Origin of the sequence: Streptomyces fulvoviolaceus (assembly GCF_000718165.1) — a bacterium.
GTDB classification, from domain to species: Bacteria; Actinomycetota; Actinomycetes; order Streptomycetales; family Streptomycetaceae; genus Streptomyces; species Streptomyces fulvoviolaceus.
The window spans coordinates 124,449-146,179 of record NZ_JOEY01000023.1 but is presented as its reverse complement, the minus strand read 5'-3'; the positions used below and the strand labels follow the sequence as shown (position 1 = coordinate 146,179).

General features: G+C 67.3%; 15 protein-coding genes. 13 read left to right on the top strand and 2 right to left on the bottom strand.

The genetic code is table 11. The annotated features are described in order from the left end of the window. Window positions 1–306 precede the first annotated feature (306 nt). The 4 genes from IG08_RS54450 to IG08_RS0124860 all read left to right on the top strand — a co-directional run bounded on the left by IG08_RS54450 (window position 307) and on the right by IG08_RS0124860 (window position 8,794). Window positions 307–6,897, top strand: a complete 6,591-nt coding sequence (locus IG08_RS54450; protein WP_158812277.1) for an RHS repeat domain-containing protein — start codon at window positions 307–309, stop codon at window positions 6,895–6,897. A gap of 48 nt (window positions 6,898–6,945) precedes the next feature. Next, the gene (locus IG08_RS0124870) at window positions 6,946–7,452 is read left to right on the top strand and encodes a hypothetical protein (RefSeq protein ID WP_234342971.1); all 507 of its coding nucleotides are present in this window, start codon (window positions 6,946–6,948) and stop codon (window positions 7,450–7,452) included. Between the two features lie 240 nt (window positions 7,453–7,692). Then, window positions 7,693–7,875 (top strand): glycine zipper domain-containing protein, encoded by a 183-nt coding sequence (locus IG08_RS0124865; RefSeq protein WP_158812276.1) that lies wholly within the window; start codon window positions 7,693–7,695, stop codon window positions 7,873–7,875. 220 nt (window positions 7,876–8,095) lie between these two features. Beyond that, complete coding sequence (locus tag IG08_RS0124860; RefSeq protein WP_030606318.1) at window positions 8,096–8,794, top strand: hypothetical protein; 699 nt, start codon at window positions 8,096–8,098, stop codon at window positions 8,792–8,794. A 431-nt stretch (window positions 8,795–9,225) separates the two neighbouring features. On the opposite strand, the gene IG08_RS60230 is transcribed toward IG08_RS0124860, so the two are convergent. Continuing rightward, window positions 9,226–9,813: a hypothetical protein gene (locus tag IG08_RS60230; protein ID WP_158812275.1), complete on the bottom strand. Its 588-nt coding sequence runs from the start codon at window positions 9,811–9,813 to the stop codon at window positions 9,226–9,228. Window positions 9,814–10,852: 1,039 nt separating this feature from the next. On the opposite strand from IG08_RS60230, the gene IG08_RS0124850 reads away from it, so the two are divergent. Next, on the top strand, window positions 10,853–11,086 hold the full coding sequence (locus IG08_RS0124850) for a type II toxin-antitoxin system VapB family antitoxin (protein ID WP_030606313.1): 234 nt from the start codon (window positions 10,853–10,855) through the stop codon (window positions 11,084–11,086). Next, a complete protein-coding gene (locus IG08_RS0124845; protein ID WP_030606309.1) occupies window positions 11,083–11,490 on the top strand; it encodes a PIN domain nuclease in 408 nt (135 codons plus the stop codon). Before IG08_RS0124850 ends, IG08_RS0124845 begins: the two co-directional genes overlap by 4 nt. Before the next feature lie 190 nt (window positions 11,491–11,680). On the opposite strand, the gene IG08_RS0124840 is transcribed toward IG08_RS0124845, so the two are convergent. After that, on the bottom strand, window positions 11,681–12,430 hold the full coding sequence (locus IG08_RS0124840) for a TrmB family transcriptional regulator (protein ID WP_030606306.1): 750 nt from the start codon (window positions 12,428–12,430) through the stop codon (window positions 11,681–11,683). Between the two features lie 180 nt (window positions 12,431–12,610). Between IG08_RS0124840 and IG08_RS0124835 the strand changes: the two genes are divergently transcribed. The 7 genes from IG08_RS0124835 to IG08_RS0124805 all read left to right on the top strand — a co-directional run bounded on the left by IG08_RS0124835 (window position 12,611) and on the right by IG08_RS0124805 (window position 21,264). Next, window positions 12,611–13,708, top strand: a complete 1,098-nt coding sequence (locus IG08_RS0124835; protein WP_199820901.1) for a carbon-nitrogen hydrolase family protein — start codon at window positions 12,611–12,613, stop codon at window positions 13,706–13,708. Next, on the top strand, window positions 13,708–14,820 hold the full coding sequence (locus IG08_RS0124830) for a phenylacetaldoxime dehydratase family protein (protein WP_052424871.1): 1,113 nt from the start codon (window positions 13,708–13,710) through the stop codon (window positions 14,818–14,820). The genes IG08_RS0124835 and IG08_RS0124830 overlap by 1 nt, the downstream gene beginning before the upstream one ends. Window positions 14,821–14,923: 103 nt before the next feature. Continuing rightward, window positions 14,924–16,174, top strand: coding sequence for an urea ABC transporter substrate-binding protein (locus tag IG08_RS0124825; protein WP_043455057.1), 1,251 nt, complete (start codon window positions 14,924–14,926; stop codon window positions 16,172–16,174). 24 nt (window positions 16,175–16,198) lie between these two features. Beyond that, on the top strand, window positions 16,199–17,071 hold the full coding sequence (locus IG08_RS0124820) for an ABC transporter permease subunit (protein WP_030606295.1): 873 nt from the start codon (window positions 16,199–16,201) through the stop codon (window positions 17,069–17,071). Then, window positions 17,071–18,960, top strand: a complete 1,890-nt coding sequence (locus IG08_RS0124815; RefSeq protein ID WP_052424869.1) for an ABC transporter permease subunit — start codon at window positions 17,071–17,073, stop codon at window positions 18,958–18,960. The genes IG08_RS0124820 and IG08_RS0124815 overlap by 1 nt, the downstream gene beginning before the upstream one ends. Beyond that, window positions 18,947–19,651, top strand: coding sequence for an ABC transporter ATP-binding protein (locus IG08_RS0124810; RefSeq protein WP_030606289.1), 705 nt, complete (start codon window positions 18,947–18,949; stop codon window positions 19,649–19,651). The genes IG08_RS0124815 and IG08_RS0124810 overlap by 14 nt, the downstream gene beginning before the upstream one ends. A gap of 77 nt (window positions 19,652–19,728) precedes the next feature. Next, window positions 19,729–21,264 (top strand): amidase, encoded by a 1,536-nt coding sequence (locus IG08_RS0124805; RefSeq protein WP_030606285.1) that lies wholly within the window; start codon window positions 19,729–19,731, stop codon window positions 21,262–21,264. The last annotated feature ends 467 nt before the right edge of the window (window positions 21,265–21,731 follow it).

The following is a 21,731-nucleotide window of genomic DNA, read 5'->3' as shown; positions in this document are numbered from 1 at the left end:
CCCCCAATTCCTGGGCTGCTAAAGAAGTCCAAGCATTCTGCAAAATCCGGTTGAGAAACTCTTGGTGATCGGCCCGTTAATGGGCCCGCATCGCGGATATCCAAGGCCGCGTCACCGTATGGGGAGTTGAGGCCGTATGCGAGTCGATGTGATTCAGGTCACACGGAATATGCGTCGTGGATGTCTGGATCTGTCGCCGTTCGCGGATTCTTCATGGGTTGGTTTTTTCCAACCCCATATTCTCCGCGATTGAACTTTCGGGTATTTCTTCAGTTCGGCATGATGGTCGTGACTAGGGGGGATCCGGTGTCCGGTAGACGCACGCGGCTGGTGGCGGTGGGATGGACGGCGCTGTTGGCCTGGTCCCTGTGTGTGGGTCCGGCCTTCGGGTCGACGACGAGCACACCCCCTTCCACCCCCAGGACGGCCGCGAAGCCGAAACCGGACCTCGGCAGCTCCGTCACGGGCCTGAAGTCCGTTCCGCACAAGAACGTGCGCACCTCGGACACCACCCGGCACACGGCCGTGCCGACCCGGACCGCGTGGCCGGCCGCCAGGACCGCGACCTTGGAACTCGGGGCGCCGAAGCACTCGGCGACCGACGGCTCCAAGGCCACCGCGTCGGGAACGCCCGTGTGGGCGCAGGCCGTCGCGCCCAGCAAGGGCGCCTACAGCGGCCCCAGGACGCTGGGCGTCCAGGTCCGGCCCAGGTCGCTGTCCACGCGCTTGGGCGTCTCCGGCCCCGTCTGGTCCCTCACCAGCTCCGGGGTGACCGCGGTCGGCTCGGGCCGGGTGAACGTGGGCCTGGACTACGCCGCGTTCAGCCAGGCCGTCGGCGGCAACTACGCCTCACGCCTGCGTCTCGTGGAACTGCCCGCCTGCGCACTGACGACCCCTCAACTGGCCAAGTGCCGCAAGCAGACCCCTCTGACCTCCCGCAACGACACCAGGAACACCGCTGTGTCGGCGGCCGTCACCTTCCCTGCGTCATTCTCGGCGAAGCCCGCCTCGACGGGAGCCGGCCGGCTCGCGTCAGGGGCGGCGGGTCCGGCCGTCTACAGCGGTTCGGCCTCCGCCGTCGCCTCGGCTCAGACGGCCTCGACCTCGGGCGCGGCGACCGTGATCGCGGCCACCGACTCCACCGGCCAGGAGGGCGGGGCGGGCGGCACCTACGCCTCCACCCTGTCCTCGGCCGGTTCCTGGGCCCAGTCGGGCTCGTCGGGCGACTTCACCTACACCTACAAGGTGGAGGTGCCCGGCGCCTCGACGTCGCTGGCACCGGACGCCTCGTTGTCCTATGACTCGGGCAGCGTGGACGCGAAGACCGCGAACACGCAGGCCCAGGCATCCTGGGTGGGCGACGGCTGGAGTACCCAGGACTCCTTCGTAGCCCAGGAGTTCACCCCCTGCGACGACTCCCCGGAGGGCAGCGCCGGATCGGTGACTACCTCCGACGAGTGCTATGACGGCCCGATCCTGACCCTGTCCCTGAACGGGTCCTCGACCGCGATCGTCTACGACAAGGACACCTCCGCCTACAAGCTGGCCGACGACAACGGCGCGACGGTCAGCAAGGTGACCGGCTCGTCCAACGGCTCCGGCACGTACGACACTTCGTACTGGGTGATCACGGAGCGGGACGGTACCAAGTACTACTTCGGCCGCAACGAACTGCCAGGCTGGGCCTCCGGTGACGACACGACGAACTCGGTGGACTCCCAGCGGGTGTACTCCGCCCACTCCGGCGACCCCTGTTACGACTCCACGGCCACCAGCAGCTACTGCACCATGGCGTCCAAGTGGCACCTGGACTACGTCACCACCGCCACGGGTGCGGCGATGGCGTACTACTACAAGCAGGACACCAACTACTACGGTGCCTACAACGGGGCCTCCGAGGTCAAGTACGTGCGTGACTCCTACCTCGCGCACGTCGACTACGGCTTTACCACGGTCACCGGCCCCTACGGTACCGTCCCCGACCGGATCGTCTACGGCACGTCGGTGCGCTGCACCTCCACCAGCAGCAACTGCGGCAGCGCGGAGACCTCGTCCAACGCCTCGTACTACCCGGACGTCCCCTACGACTTGAGCTGCGCCTCCGGGGCGACGTGCAGCGCGCACGGGCCGTCGTACTTCTCCACCGTCCGCCTCAGCTCCATCACCACCCAGCAGTACTCGGCCTCCGCAGGCGCGTACACGACCGTCGACTCCTACGCGCTGACCCAGACGGAGCCGTCGACAGGGGACGCGACCAGCGCGACGCTGTGGCTGTCCTCTGTGCAGCGCACCGGTGCGGACACCACCGCGGGCGGCTCGACCTCGTCGATCACAATGCCGCCGGTGCAGTTCACCGGCTCGGCACTGGAGAACCGGGTGAGCACGGCCACCTACCCGGGCCTGTTCCGCTACCGCATCACGGCGATCACCAACGAGATGGGCGGCGTGACCGGCGTCTCCTACACACTGCCGACCGCGTGCTCGACCTCCGCCACACCGTCCTCCAACACCGCGTCCTGCTCCCCGCAGTACTGGACGCCCAGCGGCTACATCAGCCCGATGTTGGACTGGTTCAACAAGTATGCGGTGCAGGTGGTGTTGGAGACCGACACCACCGGCGGCTCGGCCACCAAGGAGACCGACTACGCCTACAGCGGCGCGGCCTGGCACTACGACGACGACGAGAACACCAAGCCGAAGTACCGCACGTACGGGCAGTGGCGCGGCTACCAGCAGGTGACCACCACCACCGGCAACGGCTCGGGAGACGCTAAGACAAAGCAGGTCGACTCCTACTACCAGGGCATGGACGGCGACTGGCTCTCCTCCAGCTCGACCCGCAGCATCTCGCTGACCGACTCCCAGGGCGGCCACCACACCGACTCCGCCCAACTGGCCGGGCGGGTACTGGAGTCCACGTCCTACCTCGGTGACGGCGGCGGCGTCGACCACTCCACGATCACCTCGTACTGGATCTCCGCGGCGACCGCGACCCGTACCCGTTCCGGGCTGCCGGACCTGACCGCCAACGCGACCGGTAACGCGGAGGAGTGGACCCGCCAGCGCGTGTCCGACGGCGGCACCACCAGCTGGCGCGACACCGAGACCGACACCACCTACGACGCCACCCGCTCCGACGACGACTTCGCGCTGGCGACCTACAGCTACGAGCACACCGTGCCGATCGACTCCCACTACGACCAGTGCACCGCCACCACCTACGCCCCCGCCAACACCGGCGCCAACCTCGTCGGCCTGATCTCCGGATCCGAGGAGGACTCGGTGGCCTGCTCCGGCTTCACCGAGGGCTCCGCCTCCTCCGTGCCGAGCGGGCTGAACACCCTTGGCGCGCCCAGCAGTGTCAACCGCCCGGACCAGGTGGTCTCCGCGACCCGGACGTTCTACGACGACACCACCTTCGCCACCGCCTTCCCGCAGTCCACCGCCCCGACCATGGGCCTGGTCACCATGACGCGCACGGCCACCGACTACGGTGCGGGCGCGTTCACCTGGCGGACCACCGCGCACAACACCTACGACAGCACGTACCACCGCCTGGCGAGCACCACCAACGGCAACGGCAACACCACCACGACCACCTACACGGTCGACTCCGCCTACCTGACCACCGGACAGAGCGTCGCCCAGCCCACGGTGGGCGGGGTCGCCCACACCACGAGCACGACGTTCGACACCGAGCGCGGACTGGGGCTCACCGCCACGGACGCCGACCACGTGGTGACCACCACGCACTACGACGCGCTGGGGCGGACGACCTCGGTGTGGAAGAACTCCCGCGCGACCAGCTCTCTGGCGAACGGGACCTACACCTACACGCTGTCGAACACCTCGTTGTCCGGCGTGGTGAGCAACACGCTGAACGACAACAGCGGTTACCTCACCTCGGCCAGCATCGTCGACTCCCTGGGCCGCCCCCGGCAGACGCAGGCCTATACCCCGCAGGGTGGCCGTCTGATCGACGACACCCTGTACGACTCGCGCGGCTGGACGGCGAAGCAGAACAATGACTACTGGGACTCCGCCACCACCCCCGCGCTGTCGTTGAAGTCGGTGGCCGACAACCAGGTCGCCGACCAGGACGTGTTCACCTACGACGGGCTCGGCCGGCAGGTCTACGACATCGCCGAGAAGAACGGCTCGCTCGTCTCGACGACCACCACGGTCTACAACGGCGACGCCACCACCGTCATCCCGCCCGCCGGCGGCGTCATCAAGACCACCCGCACCGACCCGCTGGGCCGTACCAGCGAACTCGACGAGTACACCGCCAACCCGTCGCTGACCACCCCGCTGAACACCACCACCGGCACCTTCTACCTGACCGGCGGCACAACCAGCGCCACCACCTACGGCTACGACGGCCATGGCCAGCAGGCCACCACGACCGACGCCAAGGGCGACACGTGGACCAGCACCTACGACCTGGCCGACGAGGTGACCGCCAAGACGGACCCCACCGCCGGCACCTCCACCATGACCTACGACGCCGACGGCAACCTGCTCCAGACCAAGGACTCCCGCGGCGACTACGCCTCCTTCACCTACGACGCCCTCGACCGCAAGACCGGCCGGTACGCGGCCGCCACCGCCGACCAGACCGCGTACACGTCGACCAGCTCGCCCGGCAACCAGACCGCGTCCTGGGTCTACGACAACGCCAACACCGCCGTCTCCGGCATGACCTACCCGGTCGGCCATGTCACCACGGCGACCTCCTACAGCGGCGGCTATGCCTACGTCCAACAAGCCGTGGGTTTCAACGTCTTCGGTGAATCCCTGGGCGAGGAGACCATCGTCCCCTCCGCCGCACAGGGCTCAGTGCTCGGCAAGACCTGGAAGATCACGCACTCGTACACCAGCGTCAACGGCCTGCTGTGGACCGACGGTTACGCCATCGGCGGCGGTCTGCCCGCCGAGACCGTCACCCACGGCTACAACAACGACGACGAACCCAACGCCCTGGCCGGTGCCTACAGTTACCTCCAGAGCACCACGTACAGCGCCAACGACCAGGTCGCGCAGGTCCAGTTGGGCTCCTCCACGTCCTACGCCACCGTCACCGACGCCTATGACGCCCACACCGGGGATCTGACCGACCAGCTCGTCACCCGCTCCACCGCCACCCCGTCCAGCGTCGACGAGACCGCTTACACCTACGACCTGTCCGGCAACATCACCCGCCAGACCGAGACCCGCTCCGGCTCCAGCACGACGGCCGAGACCCAGTGCTACGCCTACGACACCCTCGACCGCCTCACCACCGCGTGGACCGCCACCGACAACTGCGCCGCCACGCCCACCAGCGGCGACCACAGCACCGTTGGCGACGGCATCACCGGCGGCGCCTACTGGACCAGCTGGACCTTCGACGCCGTCGGCAATCGCCTCACCCAGACCCAGCACACCGTCTCCGGAACCGGCAGCGACACCGTCACCACCAGCGGCTACTCCAGCGGCCAGCCCAACACCCTGACCGCCACGACCACCACCGGCGGCACGACCGGCTCCACCAGCTACGGCTACGACAGCGACGGCAACACCACCACCCGTCACACCGGCACCGCCGACCAGGCTCTCACCTGGAACAACGACGACCAGCTGACCAAGGTCGCCGACGCCACCGCCGGCACCTCCACCAGCTACATCTACGACGCCGACGGCAACCTGCTCCTCCAGACCGACCCGACCACCACCACCCTCTACCTCGGCAGCGAACAGATCACCCTCGACAACTCCGCCGGCACCGCCACCGGAGTCCGCTACTACACCGTCCCCGGCGGCGCCACCATCGTCCGCACCGGGACCGGCACCGCCTACGGCTTCGAACTCGCCGCCGACCAGCACGGCACCAACAGCCTCTACCTCGACTACACCGCCCAGACCCCCACCTGGCGCCAGTTCGACCCCTACGGCAACCCCCGCGGCACCACCGCGAGCTGGCCCGACAACCGCACCTTCCTCGACAAGACCACCGACACCACCACCGGCCTCACCGGCGTCGGCGCCCGCGAATACGACCCCGGCCTCGGCCGCTTCGTCAGCCTCGACCCCGTCTTCGAGGACGACAGCCCGCAGGAACTCGGCGGATACGCCTACGCCTCGGACAACCCCGTCACCTTCTCCGACCCCACCGGCCAGGAGATCGGCTCGCGCCCCAACTCCTGCCAGTACGATCTGGCGAACTGCTCGAAGAAGGTCCAGAAGGAGGTCGGCTACGACCCGAAGACCGGCCTCGCCGACTACCGCCGGGGCACGGTGGTCTCCAAGGGTACGGCGGCCTCCATCAGCAGCCACTACAGCAACCCCGTCACCGACACCGGCTACACCCCGCCCGCGCCCAAGCCCCAGCCGCACAGGTCCTGGTGGTCGAAGTCCTGGAGCTGGACGAAGCAGACCTTCGGCACGTGGGACGGCTGGAAGAACAGGGTGCTGCCTGCCGTGAGTTTCGGAGCCTGCATCGTGGCTTCGGCGGGGCTCTGTGTCGGCATCGGCGTCGGTATCGCCGCGATCAGTTATGGGGGGGACTGGTACCGGACAGGCGAGTTCGACGGAACCGGGTTCGCGAAGTCACTTCTCTGGACGGCAGCGGGTGGTCTGGTGGGGGGCGGCCTGGCGAAGGGATTGGGCGCCGCCACATGGAGAGAGGCATTTCTCGGCAACGCGTTTGAACGTGCCGAGGTCGAGGTTCCTTTGTACCGGACGAAGATGGGTCTGGGGACCGGAGTCGGCGGTGGCCGGAGGGGCTATGTGACCGAGACGGCAAGGATACTGGACAAGGGCAGGTCGGCTCTGAACATGGCAGTGAATGGGCAGGTGGGTTGGGGTGTGTGCGGAGAAGGCGCGGACAGCGCTCTCCATGGTCATGTGGGGTGTTAGAGCGATTTGACGAAGGAACGAGTCCTGCGGCGGCGATCATGGCCGATCTTGAACGGGCTTTTCATTGCCGCGGTCTGGGGAATCTATCCCTGGGGTGTGCAGTCAAGCATGGAACATGGCTATGACCGTGATGTGTGGGTCGCCACGGCGGCCTTCTGCGCGGTGACCACACTCTTTCTACGGTTGGCAACCTGTGCGGTCGTGCTGCGCGCGGAGTCGCTCGTCGTCATCAATCCCATCGGGGCCCAAGAAGTCAGATATGACGGAATTCGCAAAGTGGTGGCGGGGCGGGGGGCGAGTCTCAAGATCGTGACGATTCGCGACGAGTCCCTTGTCCCCGTGGTGTTCGGCGGGTCCTTGGTGGATTACCGGTTTGCAACGTCGGAACTGGCTGCCACGGAAATCAGGGAACGGCTGCCACGCAAGCCGAAACCCGTCGCGGACGCGGAGCCGGTGAAACGGACTCTCGTGAGACCTTGTCGGCCGGCGGATTTCGTTCTGGCGATCGGCGTGGTGGCCGCGATCGTAGGGGGAGTGATGGGGGCGATCGGTTAGTAATCGGGAGCCCGGGGGAATCTCACTCCCGGGCTCACACGGGCCAGCCGCCGCACCCTCTCTGTCTGCCTTGGGCGAGACACCCTTCTCCGCCCTGGACTGACGTCGGTCGGGGCCGCGCGGGCACTCACTGGAGCGGGAGGCGTGGGAGCCTACGGGTACAACTACATGACGGACCGGGGGGAAGGGCAGTCCCGTACGCGGGCAGCCCTGACGAGTGTCCCGCAAGCGGGTGCCGACATGTACATATCGGCGACGATGGCGGAGTCCGGCCTCGAAACCGGAGCGATCATCGGCTCGTTCGTCGGTCCCGAAGGTACGGTTGTCGGAGGCGCGGTCGGAGCGGTCGTAGGCTTGGCTGCCGGGTTCGTCACCAGCAATGTGACGAACAACATCATCTCGGATATCGGAAACTGGTTCTGACTGTGACGTCCTGGATGGCGCTCGCTGGAGCCGTTGCCCTCGCCGCGCTCTCCACCCGATCATGGGTGCGCGTTGTCCGCCACTGAGACGATCCTGCGGCGCCCCCGTCCCCGATGGCCTTCGCGCGACTCTTCGCGCCTGATGCTCGGCGTAGGCTCGAACACGTTTCCCTGCTCAACGCCACCTGTGTGGCAGATCCGCGCCGGGGCTCCCGCGCCCGGTGTCGACCGCCACCGACAACTGCGCCGCCACTCCCACCGGCGGCGACCACAGCACCGTCGGCGACGGCATCACCGGCGGTGCCTACTGGACCAGCTGGCCCTACGACGCCGTCGGCAACCGCCTCACCCAGACCCGGCACACCGTCACCACCAGCGGCTACTCCAGCGCCCAGCCCAACCCCTTGACCGGCACCAGCACCACGGGCGGCTCGACCGGCTCCACCAGCTACATCTACGACGCCGACGGCAACCTGCTCCTCCAGACCGACCCGACCACCACCACCCTCTGCGTCGGCAGCGAGCAGATCACCATCACCCTCGACGACTCGGCGGGCACCGTCACCGGCGGCGCCACCGTCGTCCGCACCGGAGCCGGCACTCTCAACAGCCTCTGCCTCGACAGCACCGGCCAGAGCCCTACCTGGCGCCAGTTCGCTGATAAGGGGGCGTGTGTAGGCCTCGACGGTGTCCTTCGTGCCGGATGCCGACTCGGCCGTCACCGAAGTCGTCCCGCGGCAACCATGAACTCCGGGCCACGCCGTACTCATGTCCCGCCTGTACGCCGAACCATGCTCTGGCCGGCACGAAGCGGGGGAGCCCGTGACGGGGGGCATCCTCCACGCCGTGCGCCCGAAACTGCAGTGCGCCCGACCTCTCCAGCTCACTCAGGAAGATGGCGGCTGAGCTGGATAAGCTGACCAGGCGACGTCTGGCCTGCGGAAACGGCTATTGAGGCTTCGCCCCGAGTGGAGGGGCGGCGCCTCTGCGCGCTGGAAGGGAAATCCGCTGCGGGCGAGTTCGAGGCGTACTCCCGAGCTGGGGCGATCGTCTCGGAAGCTGGTTGGGCTTGTCCTTCCAGGACGCGTTCTGGACGCAGGTTGGACACAAGGATCGGAAAAGACTGACAAGGGCTGAGAAGGGGTGAGGTGCCAAACCCCTTCTGAGCTGGGAAAATGGCCAAGATTGGCATTGATCGACAAGGGTCGCCAAGATCCTCAAAGGACTCATAATCCGTCGGCCGTGGGTTCGAGTCCCACCCGCCCCACTATGCAGGTCCGTGACCTGCGGAAACGACTCATCGGGCGGTCGGGTTCAGAGCTTTGGGCCAACGGAGTGAACCCGCTGTGTGTCAGTTCAACAGCGTTGCCGCCAACGGTAGTTCGAACTGTTCCGACCTAGGTGGATGTCTTGGCTCGCGGCCGGGGAAGTCGCCGCATGTGGCCTGAGCGAGTGGCCGGTCGTCCCTACGGTTCCGGTTCGGTGTCTGCAGTCGTTTCTCTCTCGACGGCGCGGGCCTCGTCGTAGCAGGCCGTCGCCTCTGTGTCCTGCCCGGCCAGGCGTAGTACGGCGGCGAGTATTCGTAGGAGGTCAGCGGGCGGTAGGCGTCTGGGTCGGCCGCGGCCAGCCGGCGGGTGATCGCCAGTGGCTCGCGGCCGCTTGTCACGGCGGCGTCGGGGCTGCCGGTGTCGTACTGCCGGATGTTGAGGTTGGTGAGGGCGAGGGCCAGTTCCGGTTCATGGCTCTGCGGATCGCGTCCGACGGCGCGGCGGTATGCGTCGGCACTCTTCACGGTGGCCTCGACCGCCTCCTGAGGGGCGCCGTCCTCCTCGTGTCGGTGTGCCAGGTTGTCCAGTGCCCTGGCGAGCCATGCCTCGTATCGGTCGGGGTCGTTGTCGGTGAGCCGGGACCAGAGTTGTACCAGTTCCTCAAGGACCAACAACTCCTCCACAGGCAGGGCCAGTTCACCGAGCTGATGGGCGAGGCAGTCCAGGACATGTCCCGCAGCGGACCGGCGCCCTCCTGGTAGGCGGCCCCGGCGTCCTCGACGCGGCCGAGTCGGTTCAGCGCCGATCCGTAGGCGTGCAGCGCGTCGACAGTGCCGCCCAGCGGCCGTCCCTGTGCCGCGGCACGGCGTCCCAGTACACGGCCACGCTCTCTGCGCCGCGACCAGTGCCTCATCGAGCCGGCCCACCCCCAGCAGGGCCAGGGCGCGGCTGCGCAGCGTGTAGCCGGTCTGCGTCGGTGACCTCCGGGCATCGGCGTCGGCGAGGGACTCGTCCGCCGCGGTGATCGCCTCCTCGTAACGGCCGCTGTCACTCAGCGTTTTGGCGTACAACGCGAGCGCACGGGGCGGACCGTCCCGGTGCCGGGGTCGCCGACGGTGCAGAGCGACTGCCTCCCCGGCCCACGCCCCCCGCCGCTCGGCGGAAGCCTCAGCACCCACAGGGCCGGGCGCACCGCAACTCACGCCTCCCAGCACGGCTTCCCCCGGCCACCCACCGATCCGCGCCATCAACCGCGCCCCGGGCAGCAGCATCCGCACAGCCCCATCCGTACCCCCTCGTCATCCTCATCATCATGACTTTCGAACACCGACCTTGGTCGTCCCCGCGCCCCGAACTCCCGCACGCAGATATCGAGCCCTACTCCCCTCTACTCCTGTACAGCCAGGGCCTGGAGCCGGTACTCGATGGGCGGCAGTCCGTAGGCAGTCCGTAGGCGGTGCGGAAGGCCCGGCTGAAGTCGGCGTCGCGCAGGGCGGGGTCCGTGAGGTCGTGGCGGGTGCCCTCCAGGTGATCGAGTGCTCGACGGCGGCCAGTGCCCTGAGTGGGCCGCGACAGGTGGTCAGTCGCTGGTGACGGGTCGGGAACTGCCCGGATCCTGCCTCGCCATCTCCGGCGGGTACTTGGCCGGTGGTGACCCCAATGTTGGCGATGTATCTTGGTGGCATACATCGTGGATGCTGGAGGTGCTCGATGTCCGTCACACAGATTGATCTCGATGACGAGGCGCTCGCCGAGGCCATGCGGCTGATGGGTGTCACGACGAAGAAGGAGACGGTCAACGCGGCCCTGCGGGACTACGTGGCCCGGATCAAGCGCCTCGATGCTGCCGAGAAGCTGGCCGCGCGTGGTGCGCGTGGCGAGTTCGAGCAGGCCGCGGCGGCGCATGACGCAGGCAAGCGTGCCCGACGCGAGGCCTTCGAGTGATCACATACCTGCTCGACACCTCCGCCCTGTGGCACCTGTTCCGCACACCCGGGGCATTGGCGCCGTGGGAGGGGCACATCGCCGCCGGGGTGTTCCACCTGTGCGAGCCGACGCGTGCCGAATTTCTCTACTCGGCAACCAGTCCGTCCCACCGGGACGAGCTCGCGGAGGAGTTGGACGCACTCTGCCTGCTCTCTCCCGTTCCGAAGACCGCCTGGCGCTGGGTCGATACCGCCCAGTACAAGCTGACGCAGCAGGGGCGGCACCGTGCGGCAGGAGCGATCGACCTGCTGGTGTGTGCGACCGCTGTCCACCACGGGCACACCGTCCTCCACGTGGACAACGACTTCGTGACGGTGGCCGGAGTACTCAAGGAACTTCAGCAGCGGGACGTACGAGCCTGATCTCTTGGACCGGTCCACGATGTCGGTTTCCGGGCCCCTTTCGTGACCGAAGCCCAAGTTGCTGATGACGCCCGAACTGGCAAGGACACCGTGGGGACCTGGACAGCACCCCGTGCCCACCCGGGCCCACACCATCGCCGCGCATCCCAAGCTCTGTCGCACGGCGAGCGGTGGCCCGAATCGCCAACGCTCAGCGCGTGCTCGCCGACCACAGAGAGTCGAACAGGCCGGACTGAAGCTCGGCGTACTCGCGGCTGTCGATCATCATGGCGAAGTTCTCTCGTCGTGAGGAGATCACTGCCACCGAGTCCGAACCGATGACCATCGTCATCGTGAAGACATGCTCCGGCGGGGCGAAGCGCACGTCGCGCAGGTCCTGTTCACGTGACGGCCAGAGATCCTCGGTCTCCTTCTCGGGGGATCGGACCACGTTGAGGGTGATGCCAAGATCGCGGCGCTTGGCGATGTACTCCTCCATCGTCTGCCGACCCGGAACCTGCAGCAGGTCCATCATCGACAAGATCCCCTTCAGCGGGACATCCCACGTCAGCGTCTCCCACAGAGCCGCCGTGATGCCGGCCTGACCTTCGAGGTAACGCACGCGCGGTCTGGCGGTCTCGGTGCTCATGACGGCCTTGAGGCGTGGAACGAGCTCCCGCAGTACGTTTCCCCGTGCCCGCCACTCGGTGAGGAACTGCTCAGGGTCCGCGGCGCGGAGCACGCCGCGGCCACGGCCCGCCCGCTCTCCTGTGGGTCCGATCTCGGTCACCGTGACCAGCCCTCGCTGAGTCAGTCTGCGCACAACGTCGTAGGCGTTGGTCCGGCTGACCTGGGCCGCCTGGGCAGCCTGGGCAACCGTCGGTTGCCCGAGAGCGAGGACGGCGAGGTACAGCTGGGCCTCCTTCGAATCCAGCCCTGCCTGCTCGAGTTCCTCTCGCACGGTTTCCCCTCTTTCTATTGTCGACAGATCTCGACTATATCAATTGGCGACTTTCGTGACACTGATGTGTCCTTACCTGCTGGTACCGGTGCTAGCTTTATCGACATCGAGAGCACGGTCCACACTATGTCAGATCTTCTCGACACATCGATTTAACACGCGATCGGCCCGGGAGCTGATGTGAGCGAAGAATGCGGTCGAAAGAAGATCACTGTGGCGGCCGTCCAGGCGACACCCGTCTTCCTTGACGTCGAACGGACCTTGGACAAGGTGACGGAACTGGTCTCCGAAGCGTCCCGCCAGGGTGCTGACCTAGTCGTCTTCGGCGAGAGCTTCGTCGCCGGATACCCGCTGTGGGGCGGGGTTCTCCCGGCTGTCCGGCAGCACGCGTTCTACGAGGAACTCGTCGCGTCCTCGGTGACTGTCCCCGGACCGCACACGGAGCGGCTCGCCGCCATCGCCAGACGGTTCGACGTCTCGCTGTCGATCGGTGTCAACGAGTTGGCGCCGAACAACGTGGCTCAGGTCTTCAATACCAATCTGGTCTTCGATCGGCGCGGTCAGCTGGTCAATCACCGCCGGAAGCTGGTGGCCACCTGGTACGAGCGCCTGACGTGGTCGCACGGAGATGGTTACGACCTGCATCCGGTGTCGATCGATGACTGCTCTGTCGGCGTGCTCATCTGCGGGGAGAACACCAACACACTCGCCCGCTACGCCCTGCTCGCCCAGGGCGAGCAGGTGCACATAGCGAGCTATCCGCCGGCTTGGCCGTTCGACCTGCGGGAAGGCAAGCCGGAATACGATCTGGCGGACAGTATTCGCCTCCGGGCCGCCGCGCACTCCTTTGAGGGCAAGGTGTTCACCGTTGTCGCCGCCACGGCCCTCGACGCCGCGGCCGTTGAGCATGTGGCCCAGGGTGACAAGGAGATCGCCCGGACCCTGACCAGTACGCCGACGGCTTCGCTCGTCATCGGGCCGCGCGGAGATGTGATCGCCGGACCGCTCGTCGGTGAAGAAGGAATTGTCTACGCCGAGCTGGACCTTCAGGAAGCCATTCCACTCAAGCTGGCGCACGACATCATCGGCACGTACAACCGTTTCGATGTTTTCCAGCTGACAGTGAACAGTACTCGGCACAGGCCGGTGACCATTGTCAGTGAGGGTGCGGCCACCACCAGGATCCTGACCGATTCTCCGGCCGAGCCGTCGGCGCGGGAAATCGGTGGGGTGACGACGAGCGATGGTCAACACGCTGTCGGACTGGAGCGTATCTGATGGACGGAAACCAGGTTTCGCCCTCGTTCTTCGAGGTCTCCTACCAGCGCAGCATTCCCGCACGGAGACCGGAAGGCCATGTGCCGGCGGCACCGCGGTTCGCGCTGCGCTGGCGCCACCCGGTGCCCATGCTGGTCAGTGAGTACTTCGGTCTGCAGGGCGCCGCGCCCGGCAGCGCGGGGGCCCGGGAGTTCGTCGATCAGATGCGCCGGTGGTTCGGCGAACCGAACGGCCCTCCGGCACACGAGGTCATGGTCTGTACCGACGAGGCGCAGCGGCCGGCCACCATCGTCGTCGCGTACTGGACGTCCCTGTCCGAGCACGCCGCCTGGACCACGGGCTCGTCCTGGCGGGCGTGGTGGGACGATCCGGCCCGGGTCACGGAAGACGTCGGTTACTGGCGCGAGCGGCTGGCCTGCCCCTACGACCGCCACGAGACCATCTGTTCGGATCCGGGATACCGCATCGGACTCGGGCGCACACCGGACGCGGAACTCGCCCCCATCACGACGAACGGCTACTTCGGGGCGGCCAGGGACCGTATTCCGCTGTCCGCGATCGACGAGCTGGACGCGCCGACGGCCCTGCCACCGCCGCAGCCCGGCCCGAGCAGCGCCGGTCGCCGCGTGTCGGTGGTGGTGCCGCACAACCTCACCGTTCTGCGGTCCGGTCAGTTCTGGCACGACTCCGAACCCGAGCAGGCCGAGGATTACGAACGGAACCTCCGGGCGAAGCTCGACCGCGGCATGGACCACCTTGAGGGGAATCCGCGCAGCGGCTGTCTGTACCTCCGGCGGATGACCAATCTCTCCGACACCGGAGAGCCTCGGCGGGAAACCTCGGTATGCGCGGTGTTCTCTTCCCTGGCGGATCTGGAGTCGTGGTCCGCGTCGCACGAGACACATCTGGAGATCTACCGGCACGCCATCGCCATGAAACGACGCTACGGCGACCGCCGGGACGTCGTGACCTGGCACGAGCTGTTCGTCCTGCCGGGCGGGACCCTTTTCGAATATCTCAACTGTGCCGACGGCACGGGCCTGCTGCCGCATTCCTCGCGTCTGGAGCCGAGCAGCGACAACGACCCCTCGCCTGCTTCCGGCAACGGGTAATCAGTTCTCCTTCCCCGCGACCGACAGTGGCAAGACAAACGCGAGTCGTGTGGTGACGGCAATTCAGATTCCTCACGCACCTCCGAAAGATCGAGGTACCAAAATGCGATACCCCCATGCCCGAATCGGTCTCGGAACCGTGGCAGCCGCCTCGGCGCTGCTGCTGACTGCCGCCTGCGGCGCGAACAGCGCCACCGACGCGGGCTCGGACTCGAAGGGCCCCATCCCCGTCGGCAGCATCCTCGACGCGACCGGGCCGCTCAACGTCATCGGCAAGCCGAACATCGACGCGACCAACCTCGCGATCAAGGACATCAACAGCCACGGCGGTGTGCTGGGCAGACAGCTGAAGCTCATCAGCTACGACGCGCAGTCCGACAACGCCAAGTACACCCAGTACGCCAACAAGCTCACCCTGGAGAACAAGGTCTCCGTAGTCATGGGCGGCATCACCAGCGCCTCCCGTGAAGCGATCCGGCCCATCGTCGACCGCTCCAAGACGCTCTACTTCTACAACAACCTCTACGAAGGCGGTGTCTGTGACAAGAACGTCTTCAACACCGGTCCGGTCCCGTCCCAGCAGCTGGCACCGCTGATCCCGTACGCCACCAAGAACTTCGGCAAGAAGATCTACATCGTGGCGGCGGACTACAACTTCGGGCACATCTCCGCCGACTGGGCCAAGAAGTACGCCAAGCAGGCCGGCGCCACAGTCGTGGGCACCGATTTCATCCCGCTGGAGAGCTCGGACTTCGGCGCGGTGATCAACAACCTGCAGGCCGCCAAGCCCGACGTGGTGGTGTCCCTGCTCGTCGGCGGGAACCACACCGCCTTCTACCGGCAGTTCGCGTCGACCGGCCTCAACAAGAGCATGAAGATCGTCTCGACGACGTTCGGCGACGGCAGTGAGCACATCGTGCTGGCCCCGAAGGAAAGCACGGGCGTCACCGTCGCCTTCCCGTACTTCCAGGAACTCAAGACGCCGGAGAACACCGCATTCGTCAGTACGTGGCACGCGAAGTACGGCCAGGACTATCCCTACGTACCCAATTCCGCGGTGACCGTGTGGAACGGCTGGCACCTGTGGGCCGCGGCGGTGGAGAAGGCCGGCAGCCTCGACCGGGACAAGGTCATCGCCGCCCTGGAGTCCGGACTGTCGATCGACTCGCCCAGCGGCAAGGTCACGATGAACCCGGGTTCGCACCACGTGACGCAGAACGTCAGCATCGCCGAGGCCAACGACAAGCACGGGTTCAAGGTCCTCACGACCAACGCCGACGTGCCCCCGGCCTACGAGAACTCGGTCTGCGATCTGCGGAAGAACCCGACGACGAACAAGCAGTTCACCCCGTAGGCGCCGTGAGCCAGAACAAAGGGCATGACCGTGCAACCTGACCAGCTAGCCAATCTCACCCTCTCCCTGCTCAGCAGCATCGCCCTCCTGGCCGTCATCTCGCTCGGACTCGCGGTCCTCTTCGGGATGATGGGCGTGATCAACCTCGCCCACGGCGAATTCCTGATGCTCGGCGCGTTCTTCACGCTGACAGGCGTCCGCCACGGACTGAACCTGTGGGTCGCCATGGTGCTCGCAGCACTCGCGGTCGGAGCCATCGGTGTCGTGGTCGAGCGGTTGCTGATCCAGCACCTGTACGGCCGGATGCCGGCGACCATGCTGGCGACCTGGGGGCTCAGCCTGATCCTCGTCCAGGTCGTGGTGCTGATCTACGGCCCCGCCAGCAACGGCATCCCGACGCCGCTGGGCAGCATCCGTATCGGTGACTACTCGGTTTCCGAGTATTCGCTGGTACTCGTCGGAGCGGCCGTCCTGCTCCTGGGGCTCACGTATCTCGTACTCACCCGCACGCGGTACGGGACCATGGCGCGCGCCGCCGTGATGCTGCCGGACATGGCCGCCGCGGTCGGCGTCGACGTACGGCGTACCAACATGCTCACGTTCGGCTTCGGATCCGCGCTGGCGGGAGCGGGCGGTGCGCTCCTCGCGCCGATCACGGCCGTCGTGCCCAGCATGGGACAGACGTACGTCGGCCGCGCGTTCATGACCGTCGTCGTCGGCGGACCGGGGGTGGTCGCCGGAACGGCAAGCGCGGCCGGACTGCTCGGCGGCGTCAACTCACTGGTGTCGAACCTGACCACGTCGGTCCTCGGCACAGCTGCCCTGCTTGTCGTCGCCATCGTGATTCTCCGGTTCCTCCCGACCGGTATCTCGGGGTACTGGGAGAGGAAGCGATGATGTCGACCAACAACCGGACCCTGTCCGGCTCCGTGGCGCCGATATGGCACAGGCTGCGCAAGCACGTTCCCGTCGAGATTCCCGGTGCTGTCGCCGTCACGCTCGCCGGTGCGGTGCTGGCCACGACCGTGGCCCCGTTCCGCGCGCTGGACTGGAGCCTGTGGGTGATCTTCGGTCTGCTCGCCCTGAGTTTCACCTTCGTGTGGGGCCGTGCGGGCATCTTCAGCTTCGGACAGACCGCGTTCTTCGGCATCGGGGCCTACGCCTACGGCGTCCTCGGCATCGACCTGTTCCCGCAGACCGGCGAGACGACCACCGCGCTCGTGGCGGCCGTCGTCATCGCCGCGGTCGTCGCCGCCACGCTCGGCTACTTCATCTTCTACGGCAACGTGGGGGACGTGTACGTCTCCATCATCACGCTCGCCTTCACCCTCGTACTGCTCACCTTCATGTCCAGCACGGCGGATCCGAGCTACCACATCGGCCAGGCGCTCCTGGGCGGGTACAACGGCATCGTCGGCGTGCCACCCCTGATGCTTCCGGGCGGTGGCCAGATGGTGAGCCCCAACGGGCTGCTGTTCACCTGCGTCGCGGTGGCCGCGTTCATCGGCTTCGGCATCCACCTGCTGCTGCGCCGTCCCTTCGGCCGTATCCTCGCCGGGCTGCGGGAGAACGAGTTGCGGACCGAGCTGCTGGGCTACGACGTGCGTCGCTACAAGCTGGTCGCGTTCACCATCGGTGGCGCGATCGCCGGACTCGCCGGCGGCCTCTTCGCCGCCTGGGGCACCTCCGTCAATCCCAACGTGTTCAGCCTTCCGCAAGCCGCCCTGGTGCCGATCTGGGTCCTCGTCGGAGGCCGGAGATCGCTGCTCGGCGCATTCGTCGGCGTGGCCATCGTCCAGGGAGTGTCGGACGCCCTCGGCGGCGGCGGTGGGTCCGCCACCCCGATCGTGCTCGGCACTCTCCTGATCGCGGTGGTGGTGCTGCTGCCCGAGGGGGTCCTGCCCACCCTGTCCGCGCTGGCACGCAGGTTTGTGCCCGCGCTCGGGCGTGCCTCCGTCGCCGCCGGCCCGGCGGGACGGACCGGCTCTCCGCTCGGCGACTCCGTCATCGACGACTCCGTCATCGACGACACCGTCATCGGCGGGGAGTCACGAAAGGCGACCTCGATCACGGCCGTGGACGTGCACAAGCGGTTCGGCGGTGTCGCGGCACTCGCCGGCGCCTCGCTGGAAGTCGCACCGAACGGCGTGCACTGCCTGATCGGGCCGAACGGCGCCGGCAAGAGCACCTTCTTCAACATGCTCGCCGGCCGGTACCGGCCGACCTCGGGAACGGTCCTGCTCGGCGACGAGCAGATCACCCTGCGGCGCCCGGACGAGCGCGCCCGCCGGGGCATCGGCATCAAGCTTCAGGTGCCGAGCCTGTACGGGGAACTCACGGCCTTCGAGAACGTGTGGCTCGCCGCGTACGGCGCGAAGCGCGACATCGGCGAGGCGGACGTGCGTGCCCGGGGCGCCCTGGCCTGGTTGCATCTGTCCGAGAAGGCGCGTCAGCCGGCCGGCGAGCTGTCGCACGGTGAACGGCAGTGGCTGGAGATCGGCATGGTCATGGCCAGTGATCCGAAGGTCGTGCTCCTCGACGAGCCCACGGCCGGGATGACCCGCGAGGAGACCATGCGGGTCGTCGAACTCATCCACGACCTGGCCAGGACCGCGACGGTCATCGTCGTCGAACACGACATGGAGTTCGTCCGTCAACTCGGTGCCCCGGTCACGATGTTCCACGAGGGGCGCATCTTCACCAGCGGCAGCATCGAGCAGTTGCGCGCGGACGAGCGAGTCCTGGACATCTACCTCGGAAGGGGGACTTCCCATGCTGCACATTGACGGCATCCGGGCCGGCTACGGACGAACCACGGTCCTGCACGGGCTGTCGCTCACCGTGGAGGACGGCGACATGGTCGCCGTGCTCGGCCGCAACGGCGTCGGTAAATCCACCCTGCTCAAAGCCATGGTCGGTGCCGTGCCGGTGACCAGCGGAACGATCAGGCTGGGCGAGCGCGATCTGACCCGGACCCGGACACACCAGCGGGCCCGCGCCGGTATCGCCTACGTGCCGCAGGGGCGTGACATCTTCCCGGGCCTCACGGTGCTCGACAACCTCCGCGTCGCGGCGTACGGCACCAGGCCGCGAGCATGGGCACAGGCCCTGGAGCAGGTACTCGAAGAGTTCCCCGTGCTGCACGCCAAGCGTGCGGAGCGCGGCGGCGGTCTCAGCGGAGGCCAGCAGCAGATCCTCGCACTCGGCCGCGCGCTGATGACCAACCCGCGGGTGCTCCTGCTCGACGAACCGTCGGAGGGCATCCAGCCGTCGATCGTCGACCAGATCGCCGAAACCGTCTGCCGGATCAACAGCGAGCGGGGGATCACGGTCGTGCTCGTCGAGCAGAACCTCGACTTCGCCACCAAGATCGCCCGGCATGCGTATCTGATGGACAAGGGGGAGATCGTCCGTGACCTCCCCGCGCAGAACCTGCTCGGCGACCGGGCACTTCAGCACGAGTTCCTCGGCGTATGAGGATACGGCGCATGAGGATGCGGTGTGTTTCGGTGCATTTCGGCGTATGAGGATTCGGAACAGACGAGGAGACGACCGTGCCCATTGAGCGCCCCGCGCCGGAGCGACTGCGGCGGATCGCCGAGGACTTCGGCATCACTCTGACCGATGACGCCCTGGCCGAGTTCGGCGGGCTGATCGACGAGGGTCTGGCGAGCTACGAGACCGTGGACCGGGAATGGGCCGCGAGAGCCCCGCAGGCGCCGGCCCGTGCCTGGAGCCGTCCGTCCCCCGATGACAACGGGCTGGGAGCCTGGGCGGCGTGTGCCGAGATCACGGAGTCCGCCGAAGGCCCGCTCGCGGGCAAGCGCCTGGCCATCAAGAACAATGTCGCCGTGGCCGGCCTGCCCATGGCCAACGGATCCAAGACTCTTGAGGGGTACATCGCCGACGAGGACGCCACGGTGGTACGTCGTGTCCTCCAGGCCGGCGGCACCATCACCGGTACGTCGGTGTGCGAGGACCTCTGCTTCTCCGGGGGCAGCCACACCGCGGCGTCCGGGCCGGTCCGCAACCCCTGGAGCCCCGAGCACAGCAGCGGCGGCTCCAGCTCGGGCAGCGCGGTGCTCGTCGCGACCGGGCAGGTCGACATGGCCGTCGGCGGTGACCAGGGCGGATCGGTCCGTATGCCCGCCTCCTGGTCCGGAATCGTCGGGCTGAAACCCACCCACGGGCTGGTTCCCTACACCGGGGCCTTCCCCATCGAGCTGACCCTCGACCACCTCGGTCCCATGGCGCTGACGGTGACCGACACCGCCCTGCTCCTGTCGGTGATCGCAGGAGCGGACGGGCTGGACCCGCGTCAGGTGGGGCTGCCGTCGGCACGCGACTACACCAAGGGGCTCGACAGCGGCGTCGCGGGGCTGCGCGTCGGGGTCGTACGGGAGGGTTTCGGACAACCGGGGAGCGAGGCCGAGGTCGACGACACGGTCCGAGCCGCGACGGAGCACCTGGCGTCCGCGGGTGCCGAGATCGTGGACATCTCGGTGCCGGAACACCTCGATCTCGGTATGGCCGTGTGGAGCGTGATCGCGACCGACGGCGCGGTCTGGCAGATGATGCACGGCAACGGATACGGACTCAACCACCGTGGCCGTTACAGTCCGTCGGTGATGAGCGCGTACGCGGCAGGCCGCCGTGAACACTTCGGTGAGGTCTCACCCAGCGTCCAGTACATCGCGTTGCTCGGGCAGTACATGATCGAGCAGCGCGACGCCACGTCCTACGCCAAGGCACAGAACCTCGCACCGGTCCTGCGCGCCGCCTACGACCTCGCGCTGACCCAGGTGGACCTGCTGTGCCTGCCGACCACCCCGATGCGGGCGACCCGCCTCCCCGCCCCCGATGCGCCGCTGCGCGAGCACGTCCGTCGCGCGGTGGACATGCTCGGCAACACGGCACCGTTCGACACCTCCGGGCACCCGGCGATCAGCGTGCCTGCGGGCGTGGTCGACGGCCTGCCCGTCGGCATGATGCTGGTCGGCAACCAGTTCGACGAGCCGACCGTGCTGCGGGCGGCCCGCGCGTTCGAGCGAGCGGTCGGAGGATTCCCAGGAGCGCCTGAACGGGGATAGACCTCAGACTCGGCCCTGGACCCGACGGTTCCGCACCTGGGCCGGCCGTCACCCTTGCCAAGGCGTTCCCCGATCCGCTGCTCACAGCCGAGAGGTCACGTGCGTCTGTGATCCTGCTGCAGCACGGTGGACCGGCCGAACGCGAAATCGGGACCGTGACTCCGGACGGTCATGAGGCTCTGTCCGGCACCCAGGGAGGAGCCTGCATGCCGCTGAAAACTGAATCAGCTGCGACATGGGCCGACCGCATCCGCTGAGCTGGAGCGACGTCCGGGACTCCGTATCGGGGCAGGCTTTCAAGGAGCGGCAGGGACCACGGAGGGACCACAAGGGCAGGAACCGACGGACAAGGACCGCGCAAGGCAGTCGAGTACCAGGCGGCATGCCGACGCCCGGCCGCGTCCAGGGGCGCTTCGACCGTGCGGTCGGGCGGCGATGGCACATACGTACATGGTCTACGTACTCCT